At 72.5% G+C, this 21,515-nt stretch carries 20 protein-coding genes and 1 riboswitch; of the genes, 9 read left to right on the top strand and 11 right to left on the bottom strand.

Annotated features, from left to right (window positions below):
- Nucleotides 1-2: 2 nt before the first annotated feature.
- Together thiS and thiO are read right to left on the bottom strand one after the other, a co-directional pair.
- On the bottom strand, nucleotides 3-209 hold the full coding sequence (gene thiS, locus OHS59_RS32170) for a sulfur carrier protein ThiS (protein WP_328496851.1): 207 nt from the start codon (nucleotides 207-209) through the stop codon (nucleotides 3-5).
- Nucleotides 206-1,450, bottom strand: coding sequence for a glycine oxidase ThiO (thiO, locus tag OHS59_RS32175; protein ID WP_328496852.1), 1,245 nt, complete (start codon nucleotides 1,448-1,450; stop codon nucleotides 206-208). The genes thiS and thiO overlap by 4 nt, the downstream gene beginning before the upstream one ends.
- Nucleotides 1,448-1,561, bottom strand: a riboswitch (TPP riboswitch). (Overlaps the previous gene by 3 nt.)
- A gap of 52 nt (nucleotides 1,562-1,613) precedes the next feature.
- Between thiO and OHS59_RS32180 the strand changes: the two genes are divergently transcribed.
- The 6 genes from OHS59_RS32180 to OHS59_RS32205 all read left to right on the top strand — a co-directional run bounded on the left by OHS59_RS32180 (nucleotide 1,614) and on the right by OHS59_RS32205 (nucleotide 6,895).
- Nucleotides 1,614-1,958: a hypothetical protein gene (locus OHS59_RS32180; protein ID WP_328496853.1), complete on the top strand. Its 345-nt coding sequence runs from the start codon at nucleotides 1,614-1,616 to the stop codon at nucleotides 1,956-1,958.
- 79 nt (nucleotides 1,959-2,037) lie between these two features.
- Nucleotides 2,038-3,267: an NAD(P)/FAD-dependent oxidoreductase gene (locus OHS59_RS32185; RefSeq protein WP_443061534.1), complete on the top strand. Its 1,230-nt coding sequence runs from the start codon at nucleotides 2,038-2,040 to the stop codon at nucleotides 3,265-3,267.
- 406 nt (nucleotides 3,268-3,673) lie between these two features.
- Complete coding sequence (locus tag OHS59_RS32190) at nucleotides 3,674-4,045, top strand: Rv2175c family DNA-binding protein (RefSeq protein WP_107017464.1); 372 nt, start codon at nucleotides 3,674-3,676, stop codon at nucleotides 4,043-4,045.
- A 99-nt stretch (nucleotides 4,046-4,144) separates the two neighbouring features.
- Nucleotides 4,145-4,795, top strand: a complete 651-nt coding sequence (gene thiE, locus OHS59_RS32195; RefSeq protein WP_328496854.1) for a thiamine phosphate synthase — start codon at nucleotides 4,145-4,147, stop codon at nucleotides 4,793-4,795.
- Nucleotides 4,796-4,921: 126 nt separating this feature from the next.
- Complete coding sequence (metF, locus tag OHS59_RS32200) at nucleotides 4,922-5,845, top strand: methylenetetrahydrofolate reductase [NAD(P)H] (protein WP_328496855.1); 924 nt, start codon at nucleotides 4,922-4,924, stop codon at nucleotides 5,843-5,845.
- A gap of 57 nt (nucleotides 5,846-5,902) precedes the next feature.
- Nucleotides 5,903-6,895: an SCO2102 family sporulation regulator gene (locus OHS59_RS32205; protein ID WP_328496856.1), complete on the top strand. Its 993-nt coding sequence runs from the start codon at nucleotides 5,903-5,905 to the stop codon at nucleotides 6,893-6,895.
- A 46-nt stretch (nucleotides 6,896-6,941) separates the two neighbouring features.
- Here the strand turns inward: OHS59_RS32205 and OHS59_RS32210 are convergent, their stop codons facing one another.
- The 5 genes from OHS59_RS32210 to OHS59_RS32230 form a co-directional block, all read right to left on the bottom strand.
- A complete protein-coding gene (locus OHS59_RS32210) occupies nucleotides 6,942-8,456 on the bottom strand; it encodes a phytoene desaturase family protein (protein WP_328496857.1) in 1,515 nt (504 codons plus the stop codon).
- Between the two features lie 84 nt (nucleotides 8,457-8,540).
- On the bottom strand, nucleotides 8,541-9,158 hold the full coding sequence (locus OHS59_RS32215; protein ID WP_328496858.1) for a DUF4126 domain-containing protein: 618 nt from the start codon (nucleotides 9,156-9,158) through the stop codon (nucleotides 8,541-8,543).
- 377 nt (nucleotides 9,159-9,535) lie between these two features.
- Nucleotides 9,536-10,204 carry a TetR/AcrR family transcriptional regulator gene (locus tag OHS59_RS32220; RefSeq protein ID WP_328496859.1) on the bottom strand — a complete coding sequence of 223 codons (669 nt, stop codon included), beginning with the start codon at nucleotides 10,202-10,204 and terminating at the stop codon, nucleotides 9,536-9,538.
- Nucleotides 10,205-10,215: 11 nt separating this feature from the next.
- Nucleotides 10,216-12,306, bottom strand: coding sequence for a YhgE/Pip domain-containing protein (locus OHS59_RS32225; protein ID WP_328496860.1), 2,091 nt, complete (start codon nucleotides 12,304-12,306; stop codon nucleotides 10,216-10,218).
- Nucleotides 12,278-13,063: an ATP-binding cassette domain-containing protein gene (locus OHS59_RS32230; RefSeq protein WP_328499441.1), complete on the bottom strand. Its 786-nt coding sequence runs from the start codon at nucleotides 13,061-13,063 to the stop codon at nucleotides 12,278-12,280. The genes OHS59_RS32225 and OHS59_RS32230 overlap by 29 nt, the downstream gene beginning before the upstream one ends.
- A gap of 201 nt (nucleotides 13,064-13,264) precedes the next feature.
- Between OHS59_RS32230 and OHS59_RS32235 the strand changes: the two genes are divergently transcribed.
- From OHS59_RS32235 to OHS59_RS32245, 3 genes are all read left to right on the top strand, one after another.
- On the top strand, nucleotides 13,265-13,858 hold the full coding sequence (locus tag OHS59_RS32235) for an SAV_6107 family HEPN domain-containing protein (RefSeq protein WP_328496861.1): 594 nt from the start codon (nucleotides 13,265-13,267) through the stop codon (nucleotides 13,856-13,858).
- A gap of 177 nt (nucleotides 13,859-14,035) precedes the next feature.
- Nucleotides 14,036-14,863: a class I SAM-dependent methyltransferase gene (locus OHS59_RS32240; RefSeq protein WP_328496862.1), complete on the top strand. Its 828-nt coding sequence runs from the start codon at nucleotides 14,036-14,038 to the stop codon at nucleotides 14,861-14,863.
- A 275-nt stretch (nucleotides 14,864-15,138) separates the two neighbouring features.
- A complete protein-coding gene (locus tag OHS59_RS32245) occupies nucleotides 15,139-15,543 on the top strand; it encodes a DUF3040 domain-containing protein (RefSeq protein ID WP_328496863.1) in 405 nt (134 codons plus the stop codon).
- 271 nt (nucleotides 15,544-15,814) lie between these two features.
- Here the strand turns inward: OHS59_RS32245 and OHS59_RS32250 are convergent, their stop codons facing one another.
- From OHS59_RS32250 to OHS59_RS32265, 4 genes are all read right to left on the bottom strand, one after another.
- The gene (locus tag OHS59_RS32250; protein WP_328496864.1) at nucleotides 15,815-18,211 is read right to left on the bottom strand and encodes a transglutaminase TgpA family protein; all 2,397 of its coding nucleotides are present in this window, start codon (nucleotides 18,209-18,211) and stop codon (nucleotides 15,815-15,817) included.
- Nucleotides 18,208-19,560 carry a DUF58 domain-containing protein gene (locus OHS59_RS32255; protein WP_328496865.1) on the bottom strand — a complete coding sequence of 451 codons (1,353 nt, stop codon included), beginning with the start codon at nucleotides 19,558-19,560 and terminating at the stop codon, nucleotides 18,208-18,210. The genes OHS59_RS32250 and OHS59_RS32255 overlap by 4 nt, the downstream gene beginning before the upstream one ends.
- Nucleotides 19,560-20,597, bottom strand: coding sequence for an AAA family ATPase (locus tag OHS59_RS32260; RefSeq protein WP_328496866.1), 1,038 nt, complete (start codon nucleotides 20,595-20,597; stop codon nucleotides 19,560-19,562). Before OHS59_RS32260 ends, OHS59_RS32255 begins: the two co-directional genes overlap by 1 nt.
- Nucleotides 20,598-20,801: 204 nt before the next feature.
- The gene (locus OHS59_RS32265; RefSeq protein ID WP_328496867.1) at nucleotides 20,802-21,350 is read right to left on the bottom strand and encodes a beta-class carbonic anhydrase; all 549 of its coding nucleotides are present in this window, start codon (nucleotides 21,348-21,350) and stop codon (nucleotides 20,802-20,804) included.
- Nucleotides 21,351-21,515 lie beyond the last annotated feature (165 nt).

Here is a 21,515-nt window from a genome sequence, read left to right on the forward strand (position 1 = left end):
GGTCAGCCTCCTTGTACGGCGGTGAGCACTTCGACGCGGTCTCCCTCGCGCAGGAGGGTCCTGGGCCACTGCGCGCGCGGGACGACGGTCTCGTTGAGCGCGGCGGCGACACCGGAGGGGGCCGCGCAGAGGGCGGCCACGAGGGCGTCGAGGGCGGTGTCGGCGGCGAACTGCCGCCGCTCCCCGTTGACGAGGACGGTCACGCTCATGCGGGCTGCTCCGTGAGTGCGGCGGCGTCGAACCGCCCGGGGGTGAACGGACGGGCCTCGTCCGGGAGTTCACCGGTGGTCAGGGCATGCGCCAGGGCGTCGCCGGTGACCGGGGCGAGCAGCACGCCGTTGCGGTGGTGGCCGGTCGCCAGGAGCAGTCCGGGAAGCCCGGTCGGGCCGAGCAGGGGCGCGTTGTCGGGGGAGCCCGGGCGCAGTCCGGCGCGCGTCTCGGTGAGCGGCAGCTCGGTGATGCCGGGGACGAGTTCGTGGGCGTCCCGCAGCAGCTCGTACACGCCGCCCGCGGTCACCGTGGTGTCCCAGCCCAGCTCCTCGCTGGTCGCGCCGACGACGAGCTCGCCGTTCTCGCGCGGCACCAGGTAGACGTGGCTGCCGCGGACGATGGCACGCACCGTCCGGCTCAGGAAGGGCGCGGTCCGCTCCGGCACGGCGGGCATGGCCAGCCGCAGCACCTGCCCCTTCACGGGACGCACCGGCGGCAGTACGTGCTCGGGCACACCCGCGAGACGCCCGCTGAGGCTGCCGGCGGCGAGGACGACCTGCCCCGCGGACAGCTCGGTGCCGTCCGTCGTGACGACACCGGCGGCCCGGCCCCGCACGACGGTCAGCCGCTCGGCCCACGTCCGGTGGAAGACCACCCCGGCCCGCTCGCAGGCCGTCACCAGGGCCGCGGTGAGCCGCCGCGGATCGATCTGGTGGTCGCCGTCGACCCGCAGCCCGCCGCGCACACCGGGCGCGAGCATCGGCTCCAGGCGGCGGCACTCGCGACCGCTCAGCCACTCCGACTCCAGGCCCGACCGGTGCTGCAGGGTGTGCAGTTCCCGCAGGTGGGCGCGGTCGTCGGCGTCGAGCGCGACGGTCAGCGTGCCGCACCGGCGGTAGCCGAGGTCCTCGCCGGTCGCCTCGGTCAGCTCCGCGACGAAGTCCGGATAGCGGCGCGCCGAGGCCAGGTTGAGGCCGAGCAGGGTCTCCTCGCCGTAGTGCAGCTCGGTGACGGCGGCCAGCATTCCGGCCGCGACCTGCGCGGCGCCGCCGCCGGGCTCCGGGTCCACCAGCGCGGTCGTGAACCCGCGCTGCGCGGCCCGCCAGGCGGTCACCAGTCCGATGATCCCGCCCCCGACGACCAGGACGTCGGCGGCCGGACCACCGGAGGCCGGACCACCGGAAGCCCGGCCGTCGACGGCCAGGACGTCGGATGAAGGTGCTTGCGGTGTACGCGACATGGGCGTCCAGCCCCTCCCTTCGCCGGCATGACCCGGATCAGGTTCGTACGGTCGGAGGCCGTCCCAGCCTCCCTCTCAGCCCGGTACGTCCGGGCTCCCGCGAGTGCTTTACGTTGGCCACCCTAGCTCTTCGCCCCGCACCTCAGTAAGGGAGCCTCACGGCATGGCCCGCTCGCTCGACGGACTCGTTCTCGCCCCCGTGGCCGACCAGGCACCGGGTCAGGTGGGGACGCGCACCCGCTTCTCGTACCACGAGAAGGACGGCGCGATCTGGGCCGACTACGCGGGCGGCGACGTCGTGCGCGGCCACCTCGTGGGCACCCGCGCGGGCGACCGCCTGGACTTCCGGTACGTACAGCTGAAGACGGACGGCACCACCTCCTCCGGGCACTGCGAGTCCCGGATCACCGAGACCCCCGACGGCCGGGTGCGACTGGCGGAGACCTGGGAGTGGGAGTCCCAGGAGGGCGGCGGGACGAGCGTGGTCGAAGAGGTCACCGAGAGCTGACGCCGTGACGGGCCGTTGTGCAACAGCTCACCGACCGCGCCCCTGACCGACGATTTCACCGACTGTCTATGGTGACCTGGTGAGTGAGCTGACACGAGGACCGGGCCCGGCGGCGCGCGTGCGCGTCGTGATCGTCGGTGCGGGCATGGCGGGGGTGCAGACCGCCGTCGCCCTGCGGGAGCAGGGCTTCCCCGGAACCGTGACCCTGATCGGCGCGGAGCCCCACCAGCCGTACGACCGCCCGCCGCTGTCCAAGGCCGTACTGCTCGGCAAGGCCGAGGGGTCCGCCTTCGACGTCGACTTCGAGACCCTCGACGTGGAGCTGCGCCTCGGGCTCGAAGTGACCGGCGTGCACCCGGACCGGCGCGAACTCGACACCGCGGAGGGGCCCGTGCCGTACGACGTCCTGGTCGTCGCCACGGGAGCGGAACCCGTCCGGCTGCCCGGCGCCGACGGCGTACCCGGCGTCCATCTGCTGCGCACCCTCGACGACGCCGAGCGGCTGCGCCCCGTCCTCGCCCGGCAGCATGACATCGTGGTGGTGGGCGCGGGCTGGATCGGCGCGGAGTTCGCCACCGCGGCCCGCGAGGCGGGGTGCGCGGTGACCGTCGTCGAGGCCGCCGACCGGCCGCTCGTGGGCGCGCTGCCCGCCGAGGTGGCCGCGCCCATGGCCGCCTGGTACGCGGACAGCGGGGCGTCGCTGCGCACCCACGCGCGCGTGGAGCGCGTCGAGCCGGGCGCGGTGGTGCTCGACGACGGTTCGCGGCTGCCCGCCGGGGCCGTCGTCGTCGGCATCGGGGCGCGGCCCGCGACGGGCTGGCTCGCCGGCTCGGGCATCGAACTCGGCGTCCACCGGGAGATCGTCGCGGACGACCACCTGCGCACCTCGCTCCCGGACGTGTACGCGGTCGGCGACTGCGCCTCGTTCCCGTCGGGCCGCTACGGCGAGCGTCTGCTGGTCCACCACTGGGACAACGCGCTCCAGGGTCCGCGCACGGTCGCGGCGAACATCGTGGGGGAGACGCCCGCGCCGTACGACCCGGTGCCCTACTTCTGGTCGGAGCAGTTCGGGCGCTTCGTGCAGTACGCGGGGCATCACGGGGCCGCGGACGCGCTGGTGTGGCGGGGCGACCCGACCGGCCCCTCCTGGTCCGTGTGCTGGCTCCGGGACGGCCGCCTGGTCGCGGTCCTGGCGGTGGGCAGACCCCGTGACCTGGCCCAGGGCCGACGCCTGATCGAGTCGGCAGCCCACCTGGACCCCACCCTCCTGTCGGACCCGGGCCGCCCACTGAAGGGGGCGACGGTCTAGCGGGGGCGCTTCCGCGGGGAGGGGGCAGCGCTCCGCGGTGGAGGCGGTTCCGCCGGGTGCGGCCCGGTGGGGCCGGCCGCGCGGTTCCCCCGCCCCTCGCGGGGCCGCCGCCGACCCCCGTCAGGGGCGCGGGGAACGGCGCGCTCGGCCACGGACGACCCGCACCCGCCGACCCACGTGACGGACACCCCGCAAAGGGGCGCGGGGAACGGCGCAACCTGCCACGGGCGGTCCGGGGCCGCGATCCACCTGGCGGGCGCCGCCCTACGAGGTGCGCGGGGAACGGCGCGGCAAGCCCTCGCGGGCCCACCCCCACCAACCGCCCCGCCCGGCCGGCGGACAACCGCGTGACCCGGTCGACGGACCCGGGTACCGGGTGTCAGTGGGAGATGGCAGGCTTGTACCCGTGACCGAGATTGACGCAAAGATCGATGCTCTCGTCCCCGCCTGGCTCACCCTCCCCGACATCGCCGAAAAGTTCGGCGTCGAGGTGACGCGCGTCCGGCAGCTGGTCAGGGAAGGCCAGCTGATCGCCGTACGCCGTGGTGAGAACCGCGCGCTGCACGTCCCCGCCGCTTTCATCGACGTGGACGAACAGAAGGTCGTCAAGGGCCTCGCAGGCACCCTGACGCTCCTGCGGGACGACGGCTACAACGACGAAGAGATGCTTGAGTGGCTCTTCACTCCCGACGAGAGCCTGCCCGGCACCCCCGCGCAGGCTCTGAGCGAGAATCGCGGCACGGAGGTGAAGCGCCGCGCCCAGGCGCTCGCCGTCTGACCTGATCACGCCGCACGGCGTACGGGCCGCGGGCCGCGAACCCAGGGCCGCCGGGCCCGGCGGCCCGTACGCCACCGACACGACACGGGGGACCCACGCATGCCCGAAACCACCGCACGCGCGCAGCTCGCCGACGCCAGGGTCTACCTCTGCACGGACGCCCGCAGGCGCCAGGGCGACCTCGCCGGCTTCCTGGACGCGGTCCTCGCGGGCGGCGTGGACATCGTGCAGCTCCGGGACAAGGGCATGGAGGCGGCCGAGGAGCTCGACCACCTCGCCGTCCTCGCGGAAGCCTGCCGCAGGCACGGCAAGCTGCTCGCGGTGAACGACCGGGCCGACGTCGCCCACGCCGTCGGAGCGGACGTCCTGCACCTCGGCCAGGGAGACCTCCCCGTCCCCGCGGCCCGGGCGATCCTCGGCGACGAGGTACTGATCGGCCGCTCCACGCACGCCGGACCGGAGGCCTCGGCCGCCGCGGTCCAGGACGGCGTGGACTACTTCTGCACGGGACCCTGCTGGCCCACCCCCACCAAGCCGGGGCGCCACGCGCCGGGCCTCGACCTGGTCCGGCACACGGCCGCGCTCGCCACGGACCGCCCCTGGTTCGCCATCGGCGGCATCGACCTCGGCAACCTCGACGAGGTGCTCGAAGCGGGCGCCCGCCGTGTCGTCGTCGTACGGGCGATCACCGAGGCCGACGACCCCGGCGCGGCGGCGGCGGAGTTCGCCAAGCGGCTGCGGGCGGCCTGACCGGAGGTTCGCCACCGGAGGTTCGCTTGAGTCCCGGTTGTCCGAGGAGTGGACAACAAGTCGACAATTGGGGCAAATCTCCCACGTCCGGTTGGGGGACCGTCTCCCCCTGGCTAACCTGCGGGTATGGCCCTCGGATCTGCTTCCACCAGGACTGACCGCGCACGCACCGTGCGCGACATGCTCGCGACCGGCAAGACGACCTTCTCGTTCGAGTTCTGGGCGCCGAAGACCGAAAAAGGCGAGCGGAACCTGTGGAACGCGCTGCGCAGGGTCGAGGCGGTCGCCCCCAGCTTCGTCTCCGTGACGTACGGCGCTGGCGGCACCACCCGCGCCGGTACGGTCAAGGCGACGGAGCGGATCGTCGCCGACACGACGCTCACCCCGGTCGCCCACCTGACCGCCGTCGACCACTCCATCGCGGAACTGCGCAACATCATCGGCCAGTACGCGGACGCCGGGATCCGGAACATGCTCGCCGTGCGCGGCGACCCGCCCGGCGACCCGATGGCCGACTGGGTGCCGCACCCCCAGGGCCTCACGTACGCGGCCGAACTGGTCCAGCTCATCAAGGAGTCCGGCGATTTCTGCGTGGGCGTCGCGGCCTTCCCGGAGATGCACCCGCGCTCCGCGGACTGGGACGCGGACGTGGCGAACTTCGTCGACAAATGCCGGGCCGGCGCCGACTACGCGATCACCCAGATGTTCTTCCAGCCGGACGCGTACCTGCGCCTGCGTGACCGGGTCGACGCGGCGGGCTGCAGCACGCCGGTCATCCCCGAGGTCATGCCGGTCACCAGCGTGAAGATGTTGGAGCGATTGCCACAACTCAGCAATGCCTCGTTCCCGGATGCCCTGAAAGAGCGGATCGTCACAGCCAAAGACGATCCGGCGGCTGTACGCTCCATTGGCATCGAGTTCGCCACGGAGTTCTGCGCGAGGCTGCTGGCCGAGGGAGTCCCCGGACTGCATTTCATTACGCTGAACAACTCCACCGCGACGCTGGAAATCTACGAGAACCTGGGCCTGCATCACCCACAGCAGGCCTAGACCGGTCGCATCGTCGTACGACACACTGCGTAGCGGCCACCTGGGAGAGGGGCGTACATGGGCTGGACGGTCCTCTACATCGCGTTCGGCATTGTCGCGCTGTGGCTGCTCGGCGAGGTGCTGCTGCAGTACAAGGCGCGGCTGCGCTGGCGGCTGCTGGCCTTCGGCGGCTTCCTCGGGGTGGTCATCGGTGTCCTGATCCCGTCGGTGCCGGTCATCGGTCTGGGCGCTGCCGCCTTCGCCGTCGGCCAGACGTACGTCACGCTGTCGTTCCGCAGTGGCTTCGCGTCCGGCTGGGCCGTCGCCGGACGCCCGGGGCTCAACAAGCGCCGTCGCGGCGAACCCGAGCGCAAGGACCCCACGTTGGAGGTCACGGACCTCCAGGCCGCGCAGAGCGGAACGTATCCTCACGACGACTTCGGCCGCGGCGAGAGCTTCGGCGGGGACGACGTCTTCGGACGCGACGACTCGGTCTTCGGACAGCGCCCCGAGAACGCCGCCGAGTCCACCGCCGTCTACGAGCCGCAGCCGCTGCCCGACGACACCGGCCAGTACGGCGTCTACAGCGAAGCCGCCTACGCCGCGGCCACCGACGCCGCGTACGCGGCCTCCGCGCAGGCCCAGGCGCAGGCGGCGGAGCAGGGCCAGTCCCAGGACCAGTTCGCCCAGAACTACGGGTACGACGGCTACTCGGGCTACGACCAGCAGCAGTACGGCTACGACACCGGACAGCAGCAGCAGTACGCGGCCTACTCCGATCCGTACATCGGCTCGCAGTCCTACGACGCGGGCTCCTACGGCCAGTCCTACGACACCGGACAGCAGCAGTACGGGCAGCAGGACCAGCAAGGGCAGCAGGACTACACGCAGGACCAGTACGCCGCCGGCGCCTACGGCGGCGAGAACACTCCGCCCGGCGGTGTCTGGGTGCCGCAGCAGCGGAACACCGAGGACCCGTACGGAGGCGAACTCCCGCCCGAGCAGCCGTATCCGTACGAGGGCAACGGTCAGCAGCAGGGCGGGTACGACGAGCAGCAGTACCGGTACTGACAGCGGCGCCGGTACCGCCCCGCGGACGTCACCGCGGGCGTCGGCGTCACTGCGAACCCCGGAAGTCCGGCCCCTCCACGATGAGTCCGGCGACCAGCGCGCCGGACATGCCCGCGTGCGGAAGCCCGCCGCCGGGGTGCGCCCAGCCGCCGACCGCGAACAGGCCCGGCACGCGGGTGGCGTTCGCCGGCCGCAGCCGGGTGCCGCCGTCGCCTGCCAGCGCGGGGGCCGGCACACCGCCGCCCGTGGCCCCGGTCTCCCGCTCCGTGTGCAGCGGCGTCCGGACCTCGCGCCACAGCAGGCGCTCGCGCAGCTCGGGCACGGCCCGCTCCGCGGCGGCGACCATACGGTCCGCGAAGGCGTCGGCGGCACCGGCCGCGGCCCAGTCGCAGTGCGCCAGGGACGGCACCGTCGCCGTGAGCACCACGGACTCGTGGGCGTCGTCCGGGCGCAGCAGCGGATCGTCCGGACGGTCCACCCACACGGTGGGCCGCGGCGGCGCCGCACCCGTCCCGAAGATGTGGCCCAACTCCTCGGCCCGGTCCGCCGTGTGCACGACCGTGCGGTGCGCGGCCCCCGTCTCGCGCGGGCCGCGCAGCGCGAGGCAGACCACGGCCTTGCCGCAGGACAGGGATCCGGGACGCGGCCCGGGTGCCCCGCCCGCGTACACGTCGTCGCGGCCCGTCAGGCTCTTCAGCAGCTCCGGCGGGCCGCCCACCACGAAGTCCGCCTCGACGACGGTCCCGTCGCGCAGCTCCACACCGGACGCCCGGCCGTCCTTCTCGGTGACCGAGACGACCTCGGCCCCGAAGGTGAACTCCACCCGGCGGGCCACGCACCGCTCGTACACGGCCCGCGCCAGCTCGCGGATCCCGCCGCGCACGTACCACGCGCCGAAGGCGTGCTCCATGTACGGCAGGACGGCCGCGCTCGCCGGGGCCGTGTCCGGGTCGAGGCCGTACGCCAGCGCATGGCTCTCCAGGAGGGCGGCGAGGCGGGGGTCGCCCAGCTCCCAGGCGCCGACCTCCGCGAGCCGGGCCGCCGTCCGCGTGCGCAGCAGGCGCCGCTGCCGCAGCGCCGGGTAGGGCTCGCGCTCGCCCAGCACCTGCCAGTCGGGCCACAGCGGCTCCTCCAGGAGGGGCCTGCGGGTCCGGTCCCAGGCCTCGCGGGCCCGGACCAGGAAGTCGCCCCAGCGCTCACCCGCACCGGCGCCCAGGGCCCCGTCCAGGGCCGAGACGGCCCCCGCGCGCGAGGCGTTGGGCAGTGCGACCTCCGTGCCGTCGGCGAAGACGTGCCGTGCCGCCGGGTCGACCTGGACCAGGTCGACGCACGCCTCCAGGGGTTCCTTGCCGGTCTTGACGAACAGGTCGCGGTGGACCGCGGGCAGCTGGAGCAGTCCGGGCCCCGTGTCGAAGGCGAAGCCGTCGCGCTCGAAGCGGCCCACCGCTCCGCCGTACGTCCGCGCCCGCTCGTACACCGCCACCCGGTGGCCCGCGACGGCCAGCCGGGCAGCGGATGCCATCGCGCCCATCCCGGCGCCGATCACCGCAATCCGTGCCATGCCAGGGACCTTATCGGCCGCCACTGACAGCGGGGCCGCGGCCCCGTGGGCCCGGGGACCGTCAGGGCCGCCCGTCCGCGGAGGTCAGCCGGGCGGTGGGGGCCGGCTCCGGTCCGCCAGCCTCTTCTCCTCCCGGCGCTGGGCCCTGCGCCGCAGGAACCGTCTGATCCGCGAGATCAGGAAGTAGAGCACCAGCAGACCGGCCAGCAGCAGGACGGCCGCGATGATCGCCGCGGCCTCGGGGTGGAACATCGCGAAGGTCAGGATCCCGGCGACCCCGAGATCCTCGGCGGTGCTCATCACGACGTTGCTGAACGGCTCGGGCGAGGTGTTGATCGCCATCCGCGTCCCGGCCTTGACGGTATGGCTGGCCAGCGCCGACGAGCCGCCGATCGCCCCGGCCGCCAGCTCGGACAGCGAACCGCTCTGCCCGGCGAGCAGCGCCGCGACGACGGCCCCCGACACCGGGCGGATCAGGGTGTGCACGGTGTCCCACACCGAGTCCACGTACGGGATCTTGTCGGCGACGGCCTCGCAGACGAACAGGACGCCGGCCACGACGAGGACCTCGGGACGCTGCAGCGACTCGGGGACCTCGTCGGTCAGTCCGGTCGCGCCGAAGAGGCCGAGGAGCAGCACCACCGCGTACGCGTTGACACCGCTGGCCCAGCCGCTGGTGAACACCAGGGGGAGTACGGACACGGACGCGATCGTAACCACTCGGCAACGGCGCGTCCTGGGCATGAGTGCCCAGGGCTAGGTACGCGTACCTAGTGAGTGAGTTGAGTACGCGCGCGGATGGGCTCCCACCTGCGCGAACGAGAGAGTGGTGACACGGAAAGGGGCGCGGCTCCGGCACCGCCGACACGGGGCGGCGGAACGGCGCGGCGCCCTCTACCGCTCCTTCCGCCGATCACTCGGCGGGAGCGAGGCACGGGGGCCCGAGGGAGACCGGAACGGGGTAGCCGTCGGGGACCACTGGGGGATGCACGGGGGGAAGTACAGGAGGGGCGCCGGTCAGGCGTGGCCCGCGGGGGACGCGGCCACTTCGGACCGGCGCTCACCTGTACCTACTGTCGTCACCTGTGTCCGCTGTGTCCGCTGCGTCCGCTGTTCCCGAGGCGTTCCCCGCCGACCCGTCCCTGGAGCAGCAGGGACAGCGCCGCGTGGACGTCGTCCAGGGAGCGCTGCGGCTGGAACGCCAGCCAGTCCAGGGCCGCCACCAGCACCATGCCGACCAGCGCCGCCGCCGTCAGCGGGGTGTCGATCTCGTCGCTCAGCTCGCCGTTCGCGATCCCGTCGCGCAGGACGTCCTCGACGACCGCGACGGCCTCCTGCCTGACCACCATCAGCGTGGACTGCCAGGCCCGGTTGGTGCGCCACAGCTCCGCCACGTACAGCTGGGTGAAGGACGGGTAGCGGCCGATGAAGACCAGGCCCGCGCGGATCATCGCGTCCAGCGCGTCGACCCTGCTGCCGCCCTCCTCGTCGGTCTTGTCGACCGCCTCCCGCAGCGAGGCGGTGAGCAGTCCCACCCCGTGCCGGAGCAACTCCTCGAAGAGGACCGACTTGCTCGCGAAGTTGTAGTAGACCGTGCCCTTCGCCACTCCGGCACGCTCGGCGATCTCGTCCACGGTGGTGGCCGAGAAGCCCTGCTCGGCGATGAGGGTCACCGCCGCCTCGTAGAGCTTCTGCCGGGTCGCCTGCCGCCGGCCGCCGCCGCTGTCCACCGTCCTGCTGCTTTCCATGGCCCCGATTGTCACAGGCTCAGCTCCGGGTGCAGCCGGTCCAGGGTCCACACCTGCCGTCGCCGGGCGGACACCGCGGTGAGCGCGAGGGCTCCCAGGGTGAACGCGGTGAGGACGGCGCACGCCTGCCAGACCGGCCCCAGACCGCCGCCCGTGATGAGCCTGCGCAGGGCGTCGACGACGTGACTCATCGGCATGAAGGGGTGGATCGCGTTGAAGAGGGCCGGGCTGGTCTGCACGGGGTACGTGCCGCCGGCCGAGGTCAGCTGGAGCATCAGGAGCGCGAGGACGAGGATGCGGCCGGCCGCTCCGAAGCGCGCGTTCAGCCACTGCACGATCGCCGAGAAGCAGCCCGTCACCAGGAACAGGAAGGCCACCGTCCCGGTCGCCCGTACCGCCTCCAGGCCGATCGCCCAGTGCAGTACGGACATCAGCGCGACCGTCTGGAGCACTCCCAGGGCGGCCACCGGCAGCCAGCCCGCCAGCGCGATCCGCCAGGCGGGAGCGCCCGCGGCGAGCGCGCGCCGGTTGAGCGGCGGGATCAGCATGTAGGCGACCATCGCGCCCACCCACAGGGACAGCGGAATGAAGTACGGGGCGAAACCGGTGCCGTAGTTGGGTGCCTTGTGCAGGTCCTTCGAAGCGAGCTGTACGGGGTCGGCCATGACCTCGGTGCGCCGGTCGCGGTCCTTCTTGTCGTAGTCCGGGATCTTTCCGGCGCCGTCGTGGAGCCCGCCGGCGAGCTTCCCCGAGCCGTCGACGAGCTTGTACATGCCCCCTTCGAGGTCGTTCGCGCCCGTCCCGAGCCTGCCGATCCCGCTGTCGAGGTCGGTGGCGCCCTTCTCGGCCGTGCCGAGGCCCGTGTGCAGGGTCTTGGCACCCTTGGCGACCTTCCCGGCCCCCTTGTTGAGCTCGTTGATCTTCGCGACGGACGTGGCGAGGTCCTCGGACAGGTGCGGCGAGCGGCCGGCCAGCGCCCGGGCCTGCTTCTCCAGGGTGGCCAGGTGCTTGTCGAGCGAGGTCAGATCGCCGTTCTGGTCGGCCACCAGCGTGTCGACGTCGTCGGCGACCTTCGCCACGTCGACGGCCGCGTCCCTGGCCTTCTTCAGGTCCGGACAGGCGGCGTCGGGCAGTGGCAGGTCCTGGTCCTCGCAGCGCGCCTTGTAGACGCCGTTCAGCGTGTCGGAGGCGGTGTGCGCCCCCTTGGCGGCGGCGGGAGCCGTCTTCGCCAGCGTGTCGAGGTTGCCGCGGATCGCCGAGGCGGAGTCCGCGACGAGCCGGGCGGTGTCGCCGATCTCCTTCTCGTTGCCCTTCAGGAAGGGCCCCACGTTGTCCGCGACGCCGTTGACCTTGTCCGCGAGGGTCTGCGTGCCCTCGGAGACCTGCCGCGACCCGTCCTCCAGGTCGCCCGCGCCCGTGTCGAGCTTCTTCAGACCGGCGGAGAGCTTGCCGCTGCCCCTCTCGGCGTCCGCGAGGCCGTCCGCGAGGTCCTTGGAGCCCTTCTTGGCCTTCCCGATCCCGCCCTTGAGGGTGTCGGCCCCCTCGGCGGCCTTCTCGGTCTTCCCGTGGATGTCGGAGAACGACACGTAGATCTTGTCGAGGAACGACCGGGACGCCTTGGTCGAGGCGGCCGTGCGCACCTCGCTGAACACCGTCCGCGAGATCTGCCCGACGATGTAGTTGTTCGCGTCGTTCGTACGCACCTGGAGGGCGCCCGTCTCCGGGGAGTCGCCCGAGCTGGAGGCGATCCTCCTGCTGAAGTCGGTCGGCATGGTCAGCGACAGGTAGTAATCGCCGTTCTCGACACCCTCGCGGGCCTCGGCGGCGCTCACCTCGTGCCACTCGAACGTGTCGCTCCTGTGCAGCCCCTTGGTGATCTCGTCGCCCAGCACGATCTTCTTGTCGGCGGCGGTGGCTCCCCGGTCGTCGTTCACCAGCGCCACGGGGATGCGGTCCAGACGGCCGTAAGGGTCCCAGAACGACCACAGGTAGAGGGCGCCGTACAGCAGGGGCAGCAGCAGGAGCGCGGCCAGCGCCGCACGCGGGAGCCTGCCCCTGCCGAAGCGCCTGAGCTCAAGCGCGGCCAGTTTCGGCGAGCGCATCCACCGTCTCCTTGTCGTCGTCGTGGTCGTCGTGCCGGTCCCGGTCGTGGGCCGGTGTGTCGGCGGATGCCGTGGACACCACGACCGCGTCCTCGGGGGCCTCGCTGCACACGGCCACGACCGTGGTCCCGGCCTCGGTCAGCGAGCGCAGCAGCGCCCAGACCTCGGTCCGTTCGGCGTCCGAGAGCTTCAGGTCGGTGTCGTCGATGCCGAGCAGCCGGGGGCGGCCGATCAGGGCGAGGGCCACCGACAGTCGCAGCGCCTCCAGGCGTTCCAGGTCGCGGACGGCGGTCCTGGAGCCCTTGGGCAGCGCCTCCCGGTCGAGCCCGGCGGCGGCCAGCGCGCTGTCGACCCGCAGCCGAGCCTCCGTCAGCCGCTCCCGGCGGGGCCGCAGCAGCCCGCGTACGGGGCCGCCGAACCGCCGCTGGAGCAGCGCACGCTCCCGGAGGTGCTCGGCGACGGACAGGGCGGGTTCCAGGTCGGTGACGCCGGGCACATGGGCCAGCGCGCTGCACCGGCGGACCGCCGCCATCTGCTTCGGCAGCTCGGACCGACCCACTCGCGCGTGTCCCTCGGTGGGCTTCATCCGCCCGGTGAGGGCCATCAGCAGGCAGGTACGGCCGGAGCCCGAGGGCCCCTCGATCGCGATCAGCGAGCCGGGCTCCGCGTCGACGTCCACGCCGCGGAACGCCCAGCCGCGAGGCCCCTTGAGCCCGAAGTCCTCGGCCGTGACGCCGAGTCCGTGCGGACCGTCCACAACTTCCCCCACCCTCCGGATCCTTGAACCGGTTGAGCCGTAATATTTTTGAACTGACTGGTCAGTGCAAAAACTACTCCGAACCTGTGAGTGAAGCAAAAGCCCAGGTCAGAACGGATTGTCAGTGGCATACCGCACGATAGGCACATACGGCACTCCCCGTCGGGGGCGTGCTGTCACACAGACGACCGGAGGTTCGTCATGGCCAGTTCTTCCGCAGCCGCCGCCCGTCGGCGCCGCGCCACCGGCCCTGCCCCCTCACTGACCGGACCGGCGAGCGACGTGCACCCCGTGCTCCGCCGCGCCACGGCCCCACCCGCCGCCCTCGATCTGCTCGCCCAGGCCCGCGCCGGACTCGACGAGGCGGCCCTGCTGGAAATGCCCAACGACCGGTACGCGACGGCCCACCTGGCCGCCCTGCGCACCGCCGCCGCCGTGCTCGCCGCCCGCGGCCGGCCCGAGACGAGCGAGAGGCGCCGGGCCAAGATCCGGAGCGCCTGGGAAGTGCTGCCCGAGATAGCGCCCGAACTCGCGGAGTGGAGCGTGCTGTTCGCCTCGGGCGCCCGCCGCCGCGCTCGCGCGGAGGCCGGTATCCAGGGCGCCGCCACCAGCCGCGACGCCGACGACCTGCTGCGTGACGTGGCGATGTTCCTCCGCCTCGTCGAGCGCATGCTGGTGCTCCAGCCGGTCCTGCCCCAGCCGCGGCACGAGGGCGACCGGGGCGGCCAGGAGACCCGGCTCCCACCGGACGCCCTGGACGCCCGAGGGATACAGGACGTGCCGGACGTGGGGTGACGGCGCCCGGGGCCCCGACACCGCCGTCCGTCCGGCGCGCGAGACGGGGGGCCGGGCAGCGGGCGTGAGGCAATAGGGTTGGGGACGCCTGAATCTCCCCGGCGCCGGACAGGGCGGGGGAGACATCCCGATCGCTCCGCCGTACCGAGGCGGTGCCGCGCCGAGGAGTCAACTGCCGTGTCGGACCCGATGCGCCCGCCCGCCTCCCACCGTCGCCCTCAACCGACGTCGCTGCGCTCCGACCCCTCTCGTCCCCGCGCTTCTCTCCGTACCGCCGTGGTCTGGGACGTTCTGAAGGACGCTCTAGACCGCCGGGTCAAGGCCACGGGCCGGGAGTCGCTGGACGTGCTCGACACAGGAGGCGGCAGCGGCAACTTCGCGGTGCCCGTGGCCCGCCTCGGCCACCGCGTCACCGTCGTGGACCCCAGCCCGAACGCGCTGTTCGCGCTGGAGCGCCGGGCCGCCGAGGCCGACGTCGCCGACCGCGTCCGGGGCGTCCAGGGCGACGCGCACGGCCTCTTCGACGTCGTCGAGCGCGGCGGCCACGACGCGGTGCTGTGCCACGGCGTCCTTGAGTACATGGACGACCCCGCCGAGGGCCTGCGCAACGCGGTCGGCGCGCTGCGCCCCGAGGGCGTCCTCAGCCTGCTCGCCGCCGGACTGGGCGGCGCCGTGCTCGCACGGGCCCTCGCAGGACACTTCACGGAGGCCCGCCATGCCCTGAGTGACCCGGACGGCCGCTGGGGTGAGGGTGATCCCGTTCCCCACCGCTTCACGGCCGATCAGCTCACCGCCCTGGTCGAGGGCGCGGGCCTGAGAGTCGGTGCCGTGCACGGCGTACGGGTCTTCGCCGACCTGGTCCCGGGGGTCCTCGTGGACACCGAGCCGGGTGCCCTGGAAGCCCTGCTGAAACTGGAGGCCGCGGCCGCCGAACTCGCCGCCTTCCACTCTGTTGCCACGCAGCTTCATGTGCTCGGTGTGACACGGGAGTCCACCGAGGGGTGAGCCGCCACCCGCGTCGCACCGCTGATCAGGGGCGCGACAGCAGATGGAGTACGCCACAGGCCCCCCGATCGGGCGCTCGGAGCCGTATGATCGGGGGAGGCCGTCCGGCATGACGGGCCGGTCGCTGGGGAATCTACGCCTCAGTGGATCGGAAAGCCATGGCGGGTTCCGGTTGGCGAATTGGCGCAGAGGGGCGGGTTTCACGGGGGCGATTCCCTGCCTATCCTGAAGGGGACCCCCGGTCGCCCCGGCGACTGCACGATGAGGAGGACGCCGTGCCGCTCTCGGAGCACGAGCAGCGAATGCTCGAGCAGATGGAGCGAGCGCTGTACGCCGAAGATCCCAAGTTCGCGACAGCGCTTGAGGGAAGCGGGCTGCGTACGTACACCCGGCGACGGGTCTACCAGGCGGTCGCCGGCTTCCTCGTAGGTATCGCGCTCCTCATGGCCGGAATGGTCGCACAGCAGATCTGGGTCAGCGTGGTGGGTTTTCTCGTCATGCTGGGCTGCGCGGTGCTCGCCGTCACCGGTTGGCGCAAGGCTCCCAAGCCGGGTGAACAGCCCGCAGCGGGTGCGCCGGGCGCTCCGCAGACCCGCCGTCAGGGTCGGCAGCGGCGCTCCATGATGGACCGCATCGAACAGCGCTGGCAGCGGCGCCGTGACGAGCAGGGCGGTCAGTAGCCCACCGGGCCTCGACCGAACAGACGCACGCGAGTGAGGGGCGACCACCCTTGAGGTGGCCGCCCCTTCGGCGCGCCCGGTCGTGCTTGCCTGTCGGCGGCTCGTTCGTTCGCTGCGGGCCGGTGGGGGCTTGCCGCGCAGTTCCCCGTCCCCTGCAGGGCGCGAAGGCATACCGCAGAGGACCTGACCGCGGCGCCGCGCAGCAGACAAAAGGGGGTGCCCACCCGACCCGGGCAGGCACCCCCTCCGGCTCTGTCGGCCGGGTCGTTCCTCAGCCGCTGCCCTGTCCCGACGGCCGGCGCAGGGCCGTCGTCCAGCGGGCCGCGGCCCGGGACTTCAGCGCGGTCCAGCTCTCGGAGAACGCCCACGCCACCCGTACGGCCGAGCGCGGTGCGAGCAGTGCGCGCAGGCGCGTACGACGGTCGGCCGTGGACCGCAGACCCGCGATCAGCCGGCGTGCGTCATCGCCCAGACCCGCGGTCGGCCGGGGCCGTGGCGCGTACAGAACCTGCTCCACCGCGTCGGCGACCCGGTGGACGGAGGCCACCGCCTCCTGATCGAGCTGTCCGATACGGGCGATCCGGGCCGCCGCCGTGCGCGGCGTCTGCGAGTCGTCGGGCGCGATGCCGAAGTCCCACGCCGTATCGCTCACCTCCTGCCAGGCCGCCAATGTGGCCGCCGCGGCGTCCGCCTCGGTCCGGCCGTGTGCACCGAGCCGCACCGATCGGGCCCGCAGCCGCCACAGCATCGGCAGCAGCGGTATCGCGAGCACGGCCAGCCCGGCCAGCGTGAGTCCCAGGATCAGGAACCACGGCGGGCCGCCGTTCGTCGCCCCGAACGCCGCCTGCGGGGTCTCGCTGCCGCAGAACGGGTCCAGCTTCTTCTCGGCCGCCGAGCAGGTCTCACTGCCCGACGGCTCGGCGGAGGGCGCCGAGGACGAGGAGCGTGACGGCACGTCCGCGTCGGGGATCGTGGTGCCGGGCGTGTCCGTGCGGGTGTACTCGGGAACCGAGCCCCGGTTCGGAGTCGGCTCGAAGCGGGTCCAGCCCACGCCCTCGAAGTACAGCTCGGGCCAGGCGTGCGCGTCCCGCAGCCCCACCGACATCGTGCCGTCCGACTTGGGCGAACCAGGGGTGAAGCCCACCGCGACGCGGGCCGGTATGCCCAGCGTGCGGGCCATGGAGGCCATCGCGAAGGAGAAGTGGACGCAGAAGCCCTCCTTGTCCCTGAGGAAGCGCGCTATCGCCTGGGACCCGCTGCCGACCTTGACCTCCGTGTCGTACGTGAAGCCGCCCTCCAGGGCGAACCAGTCCTGCAGCTTCACCGCGCGCTCGTAGTCGGTGGCCGCGTCCTGCGTGATCCGCCGTGCCGTGTCGGCCACCACCGGCGGCAGTGAGTTCGGCACCCTGGTGAACTCGCGCTTCAGCACCTCCGGCGCCTCGGGCGCGTTCGCGAGCTGCTCCGCGGTCGGCTGCACGATCAGGGACCTGACCGTGTACTCCTGGCCGCGGGTCGTCTGGCCGTGGTCGCCGACGAGCGTGCGCCCGACGGGCTCGAACCGCCACTTGCCGTTGATCCCCACCTGGCTGGCCGGGTAAGGCATCGGCAGCCAGTCCTGCGCGTACCAGTCGGCGGCCGAGATACGTGTCTGCACCTCGGTGCGCCGGACGTCGTCGGCGAGACCGGGCGGTGTCGGGAACGACCCCGGCACGTCCTCGACATGCCGCTTGGCCGGCTTCCACGCCGTGCCGTCGAACTCGTCGAGCGAGACGATCCGCAGATAGAGGTTCTGCGTCTCCTCGGAGTTGGTGCGGTAGGACATGACCTCGCGGTCCTCGTCCACGTTCAGGCTGTCGCTGAGCGAGACCAGGGGATTCACCGCGGAGATCGTGTTGCCCCTGCCCGAGCCCGCGGCCACGCCGGTCCGGGCGGCGTCCAGCAGCCCGCCGTCGAGCGCGGGCAGGGCGAGCGGGACGACCAGCGCGATACCGAGCGCGACGGCACCGATACGCCGTCCCGTACGGACCGGCGCGCTCGCGCTGTCCGAGGGATCCCCGCCCGGTGTGCGGGGCCCGCCGCCGAAGACCCGGCCCCACTGCGAGAGCCGGTCACGGCCCTCGGCCAGCAGCAGCACCAGATAGCCGGTGGCCGCCAGCAGGAACCAGACCCAGCCGGCGCCGCCGTCCGCGAGACCCGCGGCGACGGAGTACAGCGCGAGCAGCGGCAGGCCCGCGGGGGCGGCGCTGCGGAACGTCACCGCGAGCGCGTCCACCGCGAGTCCGATCACCAGGACTCCGCCGACCATCATCAGACGGATGCCGTCGGACAGCGGGGCCGGGATCGAGTACCGGCTGACGTCGTTCGTGCCCGCCTCCAGCAGGTCACCGAAGTAACGGAACACCTCGGGGCCGGGCAGCAGCCCGGCGATGGCCTGCTCCCGGGCGAACGACAGCGTCAGCAGCATCAGGGTCACCAACGCCTGCACCCCGATCGTCAGCGGCCGTGCGAGCGGCACCCGGCGGGCCGCCGCGCCCACCCCGGTCTGTATCGCGAGCAGGAACGCCGCCTGCAGGAACCAGGTCGCCGGATCGACCAGCGGCAGCAGTGCGCAGGACGCCATGAGGGTCGCCGCCATGGCGCACAGCGCGAGTCGCGCGCGCCCGCTCATGAGCCACCGCCTCCCGCCGTGCTGCCCGTCGACGCGACCCCGTTGCGCTGTCGGTCGGCCTCCCGCCACAGGTCGGCCAGGCCCACGCCCGGCGGGACGGCCACAGCGGTCCAGCCCGCCTCGCGCAGCATCCGAAGCCGCTCCTCGCCCTGTTCGTCCGCGGCGCCCTGCACCCATGCCCCGCTGTCCAGCAGGAAGGCGATCGCCCCGCCGCTGCGCTGGCGCATCTTGGCGAGCACCGTCGCCTGCTCCTCGTCCAGGTCGCCGAGGAAGGCGACCAGCAGCCCTTCGTTGCCACCGCGCAGCACGTCGTAGGCCAGCGACAGGCCCGTACCGTCGGAGTGGTCGATCACCGCGAGGGTGTCCATCATCAGTCCCGCCGCGTCCGCCGACTCCTGGCTCGCCCCGGCGAACCCGTCGGCGCCCTCGCCCGGCACCGACGTACCGGTGTCGGTCAACAGGCGCACGGAAAAGCCCCGTTCGAGCATGTGCACCAGCGTCGACGCCGCGCCCGACACGGCCCACTCGAAGGCCGAGTCCGGGCCCGCGCCGTCGAAGGCGATGCCCCGGGTGTCGAGGAGCACCGTGCAGCGCGACCGCTGCGGCTGCTCCTCGCGGCGCACCATCAGCTCGCCGTACCGGGCGGTCAGCCGCCAGTGGACCCGGCGCAGGTCGTCGCCGTAGCGGTACCCGCGCGGGATCACGTCGTCCTCGCCGGCCAGTGCGAGCGAGCGCTGCCGCCCGTCGCCGTACCCCTTCGCCTCACCGGTCAGCCGCACCGGCGGCAGCGCCTCCACGCGCGGGACGACCGTCAGGGTGTCGAACGTCGAGAAGGAGCGGGTCAGCTCGCACATGCCGAAGGGGTCGCTGAGCCGGAGCTGCAGCGGGCCCAGCGGGTATCGGCCGCGCAGGTCCGAACGCACGCGGTACGACACCTCGCGCCGGCCGACCGCCTCGACCCGGTCCAGGACGAACCGGGGCCGCGGCCCCAGCACGTACGGCACCCGGTCCTGGAGCATCAGCAGGCCGGTGGGCAGCCGCGAGACGTTGTCCATCCGCAGATGGACACGTGCCTCGGAGCCCGCCGGCACCCGCGCGGGGGAGAGCCGGCGGCTGCCGGCGACCCGGTAGCGCGTGCGGTACAGCACCGCCGTGCAGACCAGCGGCAGCACGGCGAGCAGCAGTCCGACCCGGAGCAGATCGCTCTGCCCCAGGACGTACGCGCAGATGGCCGCCGCGATGCCGGCGGCCAGGAACGACCGCCCGCGGGTGGTGAGCCCGGCGAGGGCCGTGCGCATCCCGCCCTGGTCCTCCTGGGCCGACGCCGCGGGCATCCCCCCGCCTGTCATCACAGCCTCCGGGGCGGCTGCTGGCCGAAGGCGGACGAGCCCCGGCCCATCGCCAGGCCGCCCGGCGCCTGGGGCGCCGCGGGCACGGCCGTGCGCTGGAGGATCTCCAGGACGACCTGCTCGGCCGTACGACGGTTCAACTGGGCCTGGGCGGTGGGCAGCAGCCGGTGTGCCAGGACCGCCACCGCGAGAGCCTGGATGTCGTCCGGCAGCGCGTAGTCCCGGCCGCTGAGAGCGGCGGACGCCTTCGCCGCGCGCAGCAGATGCAGCGTCGCGCGCGGCGAGGCGCCGAGTCTCAGGTCCGGGTGGCTGCGCGTGGCGCCGACCAGGTCGACCGCGTACCGGCGCACCGGGTCGGCGACGTGGACCGTGCGGACCGCGTCGATGAGCTTCAGGATCTCGTGCGCGTGCGCCACCGGCTGGAGGTCGTCCAGAGGTGAGGCCCCACCGTGGATGTCGAGCATCTGCAGCTCGGCCTCCGCGCTGGGGTAGCCGATGGAGACCCGGGCCATGAAACGGTCCCGCTGCGCCTCCGGCAGCGGGTAGGTGCCCTCCATCTCGACCGGGTTCTGCGTGGCCACCACCATGAAGGGGCTGGGCAGCTCGTAGGTGTGCCCGTCGATGGTGACCTGGCGCTCCTCCATGGACTCCAGGAGCGCCGACTGCGTCTTGGGCGACGCGCGGTTGATCTCGTCGCCGATCACGATCTGCGCGAAGATCGCCCCCGGTTTGAACTCGAACTCCCTGTTCTGCTGGTCCCAGATGGACACCCCTGTGATGTCCGAGGGCAGCAGGTCGGGCGTGAACTGAATACGTCGCACCGAGCAGTCGATGGACCGCGCCAGTGCCTTGGCCAGCATGGTCTTGCCGACGCCGGGAACATCCTCGATGAGGAGGTGCCCCTCGGCGAGCAGTACGGTCAGCGAAAGCCGCACGACCTCAGGCTTGCCCTCGATCACTTCCTCCACCGAACTGCGGACTCTCTCCACAGTGGCGGTCAGATCTGTAAGGCTCGCTCGATCGTCATAGGTCGTCACCCGGCCCTCCTCGGCCCGTTCTTTCTCCGGGCCGACACGCTGTGATGCGGACCGGCCCACCCCGAACACGGACGCCACGCGTGAAAAGTTCCGCGCGACGCCACACACGCATTCTTGTTGCCGTTACCGGTTCGTGTCATCCGCCTGTGGATAACTGGCCGTGATATGTCGGGTCTTGCGTTCTATAACCGGGTCCAACTGCCGTCAGGTGGGGTCTATCTCACTCAGGAGGCCCGTCTTCACGTCGAACACGAAACCACGTACGTCGTCGGAGTGCAGAAGGAACGGGGAGGTCCGCACGCGCTGCATCGACTGCCGCACGTCCTGTTCGACGTCCCGGAAGGCCTCGACGGCCCATGCGGGGCGCTGGCCGACCTCCATCTCCAGGTCGTGGCGGAACTCCTCGGTGAGGGATTCCAGGCCGCAGCCGGTGTGATGGATGAGTACGACGCTGCGGGTGCCGAGAGCGCGCTGGCTGATGGTGAGGGAGCGGATCACGTCGTCGGTGACGACGCCGCCCGCGTTGCGGATGGTGTGGCAGTCGCCCAGCTCCAGGCCCAGCGCGTCGTGCAGGTCGAGACGGGCGTCCATGCAGGCCACGACCGCCACGCGCAGCACCGGCCGGGCATCCATGCCCGGATCGGCGAACGCCGCGGCGTACCGCTCGTTCGCCTCGACCAGCCGGTCGGTGACGGTGCCGCGGTGGGGTATGGCGTCTCCGGGTTCGGTGGGAACGGATGCAGAAGTCGTCATACCTATGACGGTAAGGGGCACGTGCTGTTGCGGCCCGCTGTGAGAGGGGACAAAGAACATCAATGAGCGTTGTTGTGAGGTAACCCACAAGGGTGGATCGAGTGCACCCGTTCGAGTGGAAAACACCGTTTTGCCGCTTGATCGCCGGTGAGAGCCGCGACGCGC

The sequence above is a fragment of the Streptomyces sp. NBC_00414 genome (assembly GCF_036038375.1).
Classification (GTDB): Bacteria; Actinomycetota; Actinomycetes; order Streptomycetales; family Streptomycetaceae; genus Streptomyces.